Here is a 1183-nt window from a genome sequence, read left to right as displayed (position 1 = left end):
AATTGTAAGTTTGTTTTTAACGGTTTTGGTGTATTTAGGAGCAAAAAAGGTATATCAACGCTTTCCGCGTGTTTATACGTCTCCGCTATTGGTGACGCCCGCCGTGTTAGTCGGTCTGCTGCTGCTGGTGAATGTCCCGTACGAGTCCTATAATCTCGGCGGCGGATTGCTGACCGATATGCTACAGCCGGCCACCGTGGCATTCGCGATCCCGCTATATAAATATTTCCCTGTTTTAAAGAAATACGCAGTGGAAATTATTTTGAATGTGGCCGTCGGTTCATGCATCGCGATTATTTCTACCGCTCTTATTGCGAAATGGCTTCACCTCGGCACCGGCTTAATTGACAGCCTCGTCCCGAGATCAGTGACAACGCCGATCGCGATGAACGTATCTGAAATGATCGGCGGAATGCCTGCCGTCACAGCCGTGTTTGTGATTTTAACCGCTTTGCTCGGCACAGTGATCGGTCCGATGGTCATCCGTTATTTCCGCATTGATAACGAAATCGCGCGGGGCGTGCTGCTCGGCACAAGCGCGCACGGAGCGGGAACGTCAAAGGCATTTGAGCTTAGCTCTGTGTCCGGCACGATTTCCAGCGTATCGATGATCTTAGCTGCGATTATGACGCTTTGCGCGGCGCCGTTTTTGCTTTCATTTATGTAAAAAACTGTCCTCTCGAGGGCAGTTTTTTTATGTGCTTCCCCTTATTGAAAAGCTGGCGAATTCCAATATAATGTATTTTGTGGATACCAAAGGAGGCACCCTGATGCACAACTTGCAGGTGAGGCGGTATTACGCCGCGTTAAAAGGATTTTATTTGTTTGCTTTTCTCGGTACGGGCAGCATGATTCCCTTACTCAGTATGTATTTAACGAAGGAACAGCATTTAAGCGGATCACAGGTCGGCTTGATCATGTCGCTGGGCCCGATTGTGATGATTTTCTTTCAGCCGTTTTGGGGCATGCTGAGCGACTATACGCAAAAAACGAAAGGCCTGCTGGCGGTTTGCACATCAATCACAGGCATCATTGGATTAGCCTATATTGCGTTTGACGGTTTCCCTCTGTTTATTTTGATTGCGGCCTGTTTTGCAGCCTTTCAAAGCACGATTATTCCACTTTCGGACAGCATTTCACTAAGGTACACACAAGAAACAAACGGCAACTACGGCGGAATCCG

General features: G+C 48.1%; 2 protein-coding genes. Both read left to right on the top strand.

The window, feature by feature from the left end; genetic code table 11:
- Position 1 precedes the first annotated feature (1 nt).
- Positions 2-667, top strand: a complete 666-nt coding sequence (locus ACWHAR_RS22315; RefSeq protein WP_452087862.1) for a CidB/LrgB family autolysis modulator — start codon at positions 2-4, stop codon at positions 665-667.
- 103 nt (positions 668-770) lie between these two features.
- A partial coding sequence (locus tag ACWHAR_RS22310) for an MFS transporter (RefSeq protein ID WP_452087861.1) occupies positions 771-1183 on the top strand: 413 nt, incomplete at its 3' end.

Source organism: Bacillus sp. LR--39, from assembly GCF_053613335.1.
Note: the sequence above shows the minus strand (reverse complement) of the source record. Positions and strands in the feature narration are given on the sequence as shown.